Here is a 9,679-nt window from a genome sequence, read left to right as displayed (position 1 = left end):
GTCACGCGCTGGTTCGAATCCAGCTAGCCCAGTTTTTATTGGCGGCATAGCCAAGTGGTAAGGCAGAGGTCTGCAAAACCTTTATCACCGGTTCAAATCCGGTTGCCGCCTCCATGTGCCATGCGGGAGTAGTTCAATTTTAGAACACATTCCTTCCCGGAATGAGATATAGGTGTAAGTCCTATCTTCCGCTCCATAATTAGATATAACGCGGGAGTAGTTCAATTTTTAGAATATGTTCCTTCCCGGAACAAGATATAGGTGCAAGTCCTATCTTCCGCTCCATAATTGCTTCCATAGGGAAGTTTTTTATTTATCTATATTAAGCCGGCGTGGCGGAATTGGCAGACGCGCGGGACTCAAAATCCCGTTCCTTTATTGGAGTGTCGGTTCGACCCCGACCGCCGGTATTTAATGGATTTAAAGGGATTAAGTAGAGTCTTCTACTTAATCCTTTTTTTTGATAATTTTTTAACTACTTATTTTATATTGTATAAAATGGGATAATATAATATTATATAGCTAATATTTAAAAATGGAGGCTATTATGAGTAGAACTAGAATAAACTTAAAATATTTTTTTAGTAATATTCTTAATGCAGTAGGTGCAGGAGTAGTTATTGCATTACTTCCTAATGCACTTTTAGGAGAACTACTAAAATTATTTAAAGATCAACATCCAATATTAGAACTTGTTTTTCAATTAGTGACAATTATTCAATCATTTATGGCATTTATTATTGGAATACTGGCAGCACATCAATTCAAATTTAGTGGTGCGGGGGCTAGTATGATAGGTATATCAGCAATGTTAGGCTCTGGAGCTATACAAATGAATTCAAATGGTATTGCATTAAAAGGAATTGGCGATATTATAAACGTAATTTTAGTTATTATTATCGCATGTGCTTTATATTTATTATTACAAGGAAAATTTGGTTCTTTAGAAATGATTATTTTACCTGTATTTATTCCAGTAGTCAGCGGATTAATTGGATTAACAACTTTACCCTATATACAAATTATTACAAAAAGTTTAGGACATATGATTAATTCATTTACTGAATTTAATCCTTTAATTATGTCTATTTTGATAAGTGTGACATTTTCACTATTAATGGTTACGCCAATTTCTTTAGTTGCTATTGCTACAGCTATTAGTTTAAATGGATTAGGTAGTGGTGCCGCAAACATGGGAATTGTTGCTGCATGCGTTACTTTTTTCTTTGGTTCTTTACGTGTCAATTCAATTGGTATCAATTTAGTTTTGTTTATTGGTGCTGCGAAGATGATGATTCCTGTTTATTTAAAACATTTAATTATTGCAGTACCTTTAACCATTAATGGTATTATTTCAGGTTTGTTAACATACTTCATTGGTATAAAAGGAACACCATTATCAGCTGGATTTGGTTATACAGGATTAGTTGGTCCAATTAATGCGTTTAATAGAATGCCAGGTGATTCAACCTTTAATATTATTCTATTAGCATTAGGTTATTTTATTGTTCCATTCATTAGTGCTTTTATTATTCATGAATTATGCAAAAAGTTTATATCATCATATAATGATACTATTTACAGATTTGAAATTACGCATCAATAACATTATTTTAATGGTATTTAAGCATCTATAGTAATATAGATGCTTTTTTTGTTTGGAATTTATATTGCATATTAATTCTTTATTATGTATAATAATTAAAAAGTTATAGGAGGTTGCTATATGAAATATTTTTTTAAAACAATTATCATAGCAATCTTAATTAGTTTGACCTTTATAAATATAGAACCTATGGCTCACGCTGATCAAGATGCAAAATGGGAAAAAATTAAGGAAAGTGGAGAATTAAGGGTAGGATTATCAGCTGATTATGCACCATTTGAATTTGAAAAGACGGTAAAAGGTAAGAGTGAATACGCAGGTATAGATATTGATTTAGCTAAAAAAATTGCTAAAGATAATCACTTAAAATTAAAAATTGTGAATATGCAATTTGATAGTTTACTCGGTGCATTAAAAACGGGAAAAATTGATGTTATTATTTCTGGTATGACTTCAACACCAGAAAGAAAAAAAGAAGTTGATTTCTCGGATTCTTATACTAAAACGGGCAATGTAATGCTTATTAGAAAAAGCGATAAAAATAAATTTCATACATTAAAAGACTTTTCTAATAAAAAAGTTGCGGCACAAAAAGGGACTGAACAAGAAAAAATTGCTCAACAAGAAATAGAGAATGCAGACATTAGTTCATTAAATCGTCTACCAGATGCTATTCTTGCAGTTAAAAGTAATAAGGTAGAAGGGTTGGTAATAGAAAAACCCGTTGCTGAAGCATATGTAAAACAAAATAATAGCTTAATGATAGCTAATGTGAATTTTAATGAAGAAAAGAAAGATAATGTCATAGCTGTGCCAAAAAATTCACCTATTCTTTTAGAAAATGTCAATAAATCTATTAAGGAAGTAAATGACCAACATTTAATTAACAAATACATGGACAAAGCTTCTAAAGATATGCAAGACGATAGTAGTTTTTTTGATAAGTATGGTGCATTTTTCATCAAAGGACTTAAAAATACAATATTAATATCAATGATTGGTGTAGTATTAGGGGCAGTATTAGGAGCTTTAATTGCTTTAGCTAAATTGAGTAAATTTAAATTGCTGTCATGGATTGTCTCTATTTACATAGAATTTTTAAGAGGAACACCGATGTTAGTTCAAGTATTTTTAGTTTTCTTTGGAACGACAGCTGTTCTAGGTTTAGATGTTTCAGCATTAGTATGTGGTACTATCGCACTAGTTATTAATTCTTCTGCTTATATTGCGGAAATATTTAGAGCTGGAATTAATGCTGTTGATAAAGGACAAACAGAGGCAGCTCAATGTTTAGGATTAAATTATTCTAAAACAATGAGATATATCATTTTACCCCAAGCAATTAAAAATATTTTACCAGCGTTAGGTAATGAATTTGTAACACTAATTAAAGAATCATCTATTGTTTCTACTATTGGAGTAGGAGAAATTATGTTTAACGCTCAGGTTGTACAAGGTATTTCATTTGATCCTTTTACACCGTTAATTATCGCTGCGATAATGTACTTTATTTTAACATTTACATTGTCCAGAGGTATGAGTTTAATCGAAGGGAGAATGAAAGCCAGTGATTAAAGTTCAAAGTTTAAATAAGTCATTTAATAAAAATGAAGTACTCAAAGATATTAATTTAGAGGTTAATAAAGGGGAAGTTGTAGCCATTATAGGGCCATCTGGAAGTGGTAAAAGTACATTATTAAGATGTATGAATTTATTAGAAACGCCATCAAATGGAAAAGTGATTTTTGAAGGAAAAGAATTAACACATAAAAATATAAATTTAAATGAATTACGTCAAAAAATGGGAATGGTATTTCAAAATTTCAATTTATTTCCTCACAAAACAGTATTAGAAAATGTCATTTTAGCACCTAAGTTGTTAAAAAAAGTTGATTTAAAAAAGCTAGAAATTGAAGGTAAAGCACTTCTAAAAAAAGTAGGGCTTGAAGAGAAAGCTAACGCATATCCTTCTCAACTCTCTGGCGGGCAAAAACAAAGAGTAGCAATAGCAAGAGCTTTAGCTATGCATCCAGATGTCATATTATTTGATGAGCCAACATCAGCCCTTGATCCTGAAGTTGTTTATGAAGTACTTAAAGTTATGAAAAATTTAGCTAAAGAGGGTATGACAATGGTGGTTGTCACTCATGAAATGGGTTTTGCTAAAGATGTTGGTGATAAAGTAATATTTATGGCAGATGGATATGTCGTTGAAAGTGAAACACCTGATCAATTATTTAATCATCCCAAACATGAAAGAACTAAAAACTTTTTGGCGAAAGTATTATAGCATGTTGTATGTGAAGACTAATAAAACACTTATAAGGTTTTATATCTAAAAAGTAATAAAAGTTAATTAAGAAAAGAAGATAGTATTTATTCTGAATTATAAACATAGACTTTCTTTATGAAATTCTCAAAGTTAAAGAATCTGAGACACTTCAAAGTATATCTCAGATTCTTTTTTATTTATAAAAATATTTAATATCATAAAAAATTAAGATTATGTTAAAATGTTCTATGGACTTTTTTATAGGAGGCAAGAGTGTTGATGAACCATCAACTTAAACAGGAAATCATTGACTATGCGTATTCCATTGGTATAGATAGTATTGGTTTTACTACCGCTGATCCTTTCGATGAACTGAAACAAAAGTTAGTAGATTATCATGAAAAAGGTTATGCATCAGGTTTTGAAGAGTCAGATATTGCATTGAGAACAGAGCCCAAATTATCTTTACCCACAGCGCGTTCTATCATAGCTATTGCTGTTGGTTATCCAAATAAACTAAAGGGAGCACCAAAAAGTGTAAAAGGCGATAGAAGAGGAATGTTTGCGAGAGCCTCTTGGGGTCAAGATTATCATTCAATTATGAAAAAAAGATTAGATAAATTAAGTGAATTTATTCAATCTAAGGTTCCTGATGTCGAAATAAAAAGTATGGTTGACACTGGAGTACTTTCAGATCGCGCTGTAGCTGAAAGAGCAGGATTAGGATTCGTTGGTAGAAATGGATTTGTTATTAATCCAAAACTAGGAACTTGGACATATTTAGGAGAAATGTTAGTTAGTATTCCTTTTGAACCAGATGATCCTATATTAGACAGTTGTGGGGATTGTACAATTTGTGTAGATAGATGTCCAACGGGCGCTTTAGTAGGGAATGGTCAACTGAATTCTCAAAAATGTATCAGCTTTTTAACTCAAACTAAAGGATATTTAAAAGATGAGTATCGATATAAAATCGGTAATCGTCTTTACGGTTGTGATACTTGTCAACAAGTTTGTCCGAAAAATAGAAGGATTAATACAACCCACGAAGATATTATTTTAGAACCTGAAATATTAAAGCCACGTTTAGTTCCATTGTTACAAATGAGTAATAAAGAATTTAAAAATACTTATGGCCATTTGGCAGGAGCATGGAGAGGTAAGAAACCTATACAGCGGAATGCAATGATTGCACTTGCACATTTTGGTGAAGAGGCGGCTATTCCTGAATTAAAGGAAGTGGCATTGAATGATCCAAGACCCATGATAAGAGGAACAGCATATTGGGCTATTGGCCAAATACTTGGCAATGATGCAAGAACATTTATTTATGAGCACTATGATAATGAGATTGAAGAAGTTCAAGTTGAAATGAGAAAAGGACTAGAAATGAGGAAATAAAATGACAAACCATATTGTGTTATTCCAACCAGAAATACCTGCAAACACTGGAAATATCGCACGTACGTGCGCAGGTACCAATACACACTTGCATTTAATTAAACCATTAGGCTTTAGTACAGATGACAAGATGCTAAAACGAGCTGGATTAGATTATTGGGAACATGTTAATATCACTTATCATGAAAACATTGAATCATTTTTCGAAGTGACAAATGGTAAATATTATTTACTTACTAAATTTGGTAAACAAACTTATAGTGATTTTGATTTTTCAAATACTGAAATAGAAAATTACTTTATCTTTGGTAGAGAAACAACAGGTTTACCAGATTGGGTAAAAGAGAAATATGCAGATACTGCTTTAAGAATTCCTATGAGTGAGCATATTCGCTCTTTAAATTTATCTAATACTGCTGCTTTATTGATTTATGAAGCATTGCGACAACAAAACTTCCCAGGATTAAAGTAGAATTTAAAATTATTACTATAATAGAATAAAAAATGTTATATTTATTAATGAATTATTATAAAAATTTTAAAATAGTTTGATACCCCCTTAAATAGGGTAATTTAGTAAATAAATGAATTATTTTAGTTGAACTTTACATTTAGAGGAGTGTAATTATTATGGCAATGAATTTTAAAGTATTTGAAGATAAACAACATGCAGCAGATTACGCTGGAGATATTATTAGAAAACAATTTAACAATAACCCAACTACCATTGCTGGTTTCCATTTAAACAAGGATTCTGCACCTGTATTAGATGAACTAAAAAAATCAGTTGATCGTAACGCTGTAGATTTTAGTCAAATTAATATTCTTGATTATGATGATAATCATTCGTTCTATGAAGCTTTAGGTGTACCTTCTGAGCAAGTATACTCTATTAGTCTTGATGATGATGCCGAATCATTAATCAATGATAAAATTAAAACAAAAGAAAATAAAGGTAAACTGACTTTACAAGTTGTTTCAATTGATAACTCTGGACATTTAGATGTTAATATTCGTCAAGGTTTGATGAAGGCACGCGAAATTATCTTAGTTGTAACGGGTGCTGAAAAAAGTGAAGTTATCAAACGATTATATGAAGAAAATGGCAAATCAAACTTCTTACCAGCTGATTTAAAAGTACATCGTATGGTAACAGTTGTTTTAGACAGAGCTGCTGCTGATGGATTACCGGAAGATGTTAAAGATTACTTCACAGCGAGATTTGCATAATATTTAATTTTATTGTGAGGTTATTTTTATGAGTAAAGATAGTAAACGTAATTATCATGAAGACGAAAATGCAATGGTTCAAAATATGGATGATTTAGAAGCATTAGGAAAAGAAATGGAACAAATCTCTGAAGAAAATGATGAAAATAAATATAATCAAACACATGATTCAGAAACTCGTTCAGATTTAAATTAATATATTTTAGCATTTTAATTAATTGTTTAGGTAGATTAATTAAAATGCTTTTTTTACGTAATATAACTTATGATACAATATATTTTAATGAAAATGAAGGAGATAAAAATATGTTACATAAGTATTGGCTACCTTTAACAATTATTACAATCATTGTTAGCTTAATTTCTATTAAAGGTTTTCCCATTGCTCTAGGAGCACTCTATCTACCGGTGTTGTTTAAAGTGATTCAATTACAATTGAATTTATCAAAAGATTTAATTGATAATGCAACTGCTCATCCATTCATTAAGAGTAATCAAAAAGGGATTATGATTAGTGTAATATGTATATTAATTGTAACAGGCATCTTGGCATATACACTTAATGATTTTTATCGAAGTTTAGGTGGAGTTTTAGGTACATTAGTGAAGATAAGTCCTGTTACGCTTGTCATAGGCGCTATTTTGTATATAATAAGTGCTATTTCAGTTGTAAAAGCAGTAAAATATAAATATGAATAAGATTTATTCCTGAACACGTGAAGTGATACAACTTCATGTGTTTTATTTTTATAAATGAAACCGCTTTATATTCGAATTGCTACATTAATTTTATTAATGATATACTATTACTAAATAATAAATAAGGGGGATTATTGAATGTCTGTAAGAATTGAACATGATACGTTTGGTGAAATTGAAGTACCATCTGATAAATATTGGGGCGCACAAACTGAAAGAAGTAAGCGTAACTTTCCTGTAGGTAAAGAATATATGCCTATTGAAGTGATTTATGGTTTTGCTCAGTTAAAAAGAGGTGCCGCGCTTGCTAATCATGAATTAGGAAAATTAAGTGATACTAAGAAAGATGCTATCATTTATGCTTGTGACTTAATTTTAAAAGGAGAACTTGATGGTCATTTTCCTTTAGTTGTATGGCAAACTGGAAGCGGTACTCAAAGTAATATGAATGTGAACGAAGTCGTAAGTTATGTGGCTAATGAGTACTTAAAAGAACATAATAGCGATGAATCGATTCATCCCAATGATGATGTTAATAAATCTCAAAGTTCGAATGATACATTCCCAACAGCTATGCATGTTGCTTTATACCATGAAATTGAAACGAAATTAGAACCTGCTTTAAAACATTTACGAGACACGTTTAAAGAAAAAGAAAACCAATATCAATCAATTATTAAAATTGGTAGAACTCACTTACAAGATGCCACTCCAATTCGATTAGGACAAGAAATCAGTGGGTGGCGTTATATGCTAGATAAATGTGAACAATTATTGGGTGAATCTAAACAACATATTTTAAATTTAGCTATTGGTGGAACAGCAGTTGGAACAGGAATTAATGCACATCCAGAATTTGGAGATAAAGTAGCTAAATATATCTCAGAACATACAGGCTATGCATTCGTTTCATCTGAAAATAAATTTCATGCTTTAACTTCACATGATGAAGTGGTACAACTTCATGGAACACTAAAAGCATTGGCATCAGATTTAATGAAAATAGCAAATGATATAAGATGGCTTGCTTCAGGACCTAGAGCCGGACTTTCAGAAATTTCAATTCCAGAAAATGAACCAGGGTCATCAATTATGCCAGGTAAAGTTAATCCAACACAATGTGAAATGCTAACAATGGTTGTAGTACAAGTGATAGGAAATGATACGACAGTAGGGATAGCGAGTTCTCAAGGTAATTTTGAACTTAATGTATTTAAACCTGTGATTCTTCATAATACATTGCAATCTATTTACTTATTAGCTGATGGAATGGAAACATTTAATAAAAATTGTGCTATAGGTATTGAACCAATTGAAGAAAATATCAATCAATATTTAAATCAATCATTGATGCTTGTAACTGCACTAAATCCCCATATTGGATATGAAAAAGCAGCTCAAATAGCTAAAAAAGCTCATAAAGAAGGTTTAACACTTAAAGAATCTGCAATTAATTCTGGCTACGTTTCAGAAGAACAATTCGAGAAATGGATTAAACCAGAAGATATGGTCGATCCTCATTAAAATAACATTATCAATTGAAATGCTCCTTTTAAAGATAATGCTTTAATCTGCGTTATCTAAAAGGAGCATTTTTAAAATTTATTCATCATCTAAACTTACAGAAATCAATTCTTGAGTAAGTGGGTGAGTGAATTCAATCTTATAACTATTCAATTCTAATTGACGTAAGGTAGCATCTCCATATAATGGATCACCTATAACAGGATGACCAATTTCTGCTAAATGTACACGTATTTGATGGGTACGACCTGTATCTAATTTTATTTCCAATTGACAAACGCCTTCTTTAATCATTTTTGATGTTAAGATATGAGTGATAGCTCGTTGTCCGGTATTAGAAATACGACGCTTATTAGGATGAAATTTATCTTTACCGATTGGCATATCAATTGTTTGGGGTTTTAGAGGAAGTAATGCTTTTACATTTGCACGATAAATACGTGTAATTTGATTCTCTTCAAGCATTCTATCTAGTATTTTTTTCATTAAAGGATTTTTAGCAACAATTAATAAACCAACAGTTTCTTGGTCTAGACGATGAATCGGTTCAACGTAATCACTATCCATAGTATAGATAATATGATTCATTAGTGTATTACTTTCTTTTAAATCATTTGGATGAGTTTTAACCCCTTTAGGTTTCATTACAATAGCTAAATCGTCATCTTCATATGCAATCTGCGCGTAACGATAACTTGGTAAATAATTACTTTTTTCTTCAGGGGTAGGAATATAAACAACATCATTTGTGACAACTTTATCTGTCAATTTACTAGGTTGTTGATTAATCGTGATATCTTTAGACATATTTAATTGGTGTAAATCTTTTTTTGGTAGTTTTAACTTTTGAAAAATTTCACGTAACGTATCATTATTGAAAGTTTCAGGTACATTGAATTTCATAATATCCTCCTATTATATTCTGTTTAATCATATCATAATTTACA

General features: G+C 30.8%; 10 protein-coding genes and 4 tRNA genes. 13 read left to right on the top strand and 1 reads right to left on the bottom strand.

From position 1 onward, the window contains the following. Window positions 1–40 precede the first annotated feature (40 nt). From HMPREF3046_RS04915 to fumC, 13 genes are all read left to right on the top strand, one after another. Window positions 41–114 (top strand) — tRNA-Cys (locus HMPREF3046_RS04915). Window positions 115–122: 8 nt separating this feature from the next. Next, window positions 123–196, top strand: a tRNA-Gly gene (locus HMPREF3046_RS04910). A 14-nt stretch (window positions 197–210) separates the two neighbouring features. Beyond that, a tRNA-Gly gene (locus HMPREF3046_RS04905) sits at window positions 211–285 on the top strand. Window positions 286–326: 41 nt separating this feature from the next. Next, window positions 327–410: transfer RNA gene (locus tag HMPREF3046_RS04900), tRNA-Leu, on the top strand. Between the two features lie 137 nt (window positions 411–547). After that, the gene (locus HMPREF3046_RS04895; RefSeq protein WP_070717024.1) at window positions 548–1,606 is read left to right on the top strand and encodes a PTS sugar transporter subunit IIC; all 1,059 of its coding nucleotides are present in this window, start codon (window positions 548–550) and stop codon (window positions 1,604–1,606) included. 120 nt (window positions 1,607–1,726) lie between these two features. Then, on the top strand, window positions 1,727–3,181 hold the full coding sequence (locus HMPREF3046_RS04890) for an ABC transporter substrate-binding protein/permease (RefSeq protein WP_070717022.1): 1,455 nt from the start codon (window positions 1,727–1,729) through the stop codon (window positions 3,179–3,181). Continuing rightward, window positions 3,174–3,896 (top strand): amino acid ABC transporter ATP-binding protein, encoded by a 723-nt coding sequence (locus tag HMPREF3046_RS04885; RefSeq protein ID WP_070717019.1) that lies wholly within the window; start codon window positions 3,174–3,176, stop codon window positions 3,894–3,896. The genes HMPREF3046_RS04890 and HMPREF3046_RS04885 overlap by 8 nt, the downstream gene beginning before the upstream one ends. A gap of 261 nt (window positions 3,897–4,157) precedes the next feature. After that, complete coding sequence (gene queG, locus HMPREF3046_RS04880; RefSeq protein ID WP_070717015.1) at window positions 4,158–5,279, top strand: tRNA epoxyqueuosine(34) reductase QueG; 1,122 nt, start codon at window positions 4,158–4,160, stop codon at window positions 5,277–5,279. 1 nt (window position 5,280) lies between these two features. After that, window positions 5,281–5,751 (top strand): tRNA (uridine(34)/cytosine(34)/5-carboxymethylaminomethyluridine(34)-2'-O)-methyltransferase TrmL, encoded by a 471-nt coding sequence (gene trmL, locus HMPREF3046_RS04875; RefSeq protein ID WP_070717013.1) that lies wholly within the window; start codon window positions 5,281–5,283, stop codon window positions 5,749–5,751. A gap of 158 nt (window positions 5,752–5,909) precedes the next feature. Next, window positions 5,910–6,509: a 6-phosphogluconolactonase gene (locus HMPREF3046_RS04870; RefSeq protein ID WP_070717008.1), complete on the top strand. Its 600-nt coding sequence runs from the start codon at window positions 5,910–5,912 to the stop codon at window positions 6,507–6,509. Window positions 6,510–6,531: 22 nt separating this feature from the next. Then, window positions 6,532–6,705, top strand: coding sequence for an SAS053 family DNA gyrase inhibitor (locus HMPREF3046_RS11315; RefSeq protein ID WP_256278216.1), 174 nt, complete (start codon window positions 6,532–6,534; stop codon window positions 6,703–6,705). Window positions 6,706–6,815: 110 nt separating this feature from the next. Continuing rightward, window positions 6,816–7,208: a hypothetical protein gene (locus tag HMPREF3046_RS04865; protein ID WP_070717027.1), complete on the top strand. Its 393-nt coding sequence runs from the start codon at window positions 6,816–6,818 to the stop codon at window positions 7,206–7,208. Between the two features lie 138 nt (window positions 7,209–7,346). Further along, on the top strand, window positions 7,347–8,732 hold the full coding sequence (gene fumC, locus HMPREF3046_RS04860; RefSeq protein ID WP_070717004.1) for a class II fumarate hydratase: 1,386 nt from the start codon (window positions 7,347–7,349) through the stop codon (window positions 8,730–8,732). A gap of 78 nt (window positions 8,733–8,810) precedes the next feature. Here the strand turns inward: fumC and HMPREF3046_RS04855 are convergent, their stop codons facing one another. Continuing rightward, window positions 8,811–9,635, bottom strand: coding sequence for an RluA family pseudouridine synthase (locus tag HMPREF3046_RS04855; protein WP_070717000.1), 825 nt, complete (start codon window positions 9,633–9,635; stop codon window positions 8,811–8,813). Window positions 9,636–9,679 lie beyond the last annotated feature (44 nt).

It is taken from the genome of Staphylococcus sp. HMSC070D05, assembly GCF_001815595.1.
GTDB classification, from domain to species: domain Bacteria; phylum Bacillota; class Bacilli; order Staphylococcales; family Staphylococcaceae; genus Staphylococcus; species Staphylococcus hominis.
The sequence above is the reverse complement of the archived record's forward strand: the minus strand, read 5'-3'. Positions and strand labels throughout refer to the sequence as shown.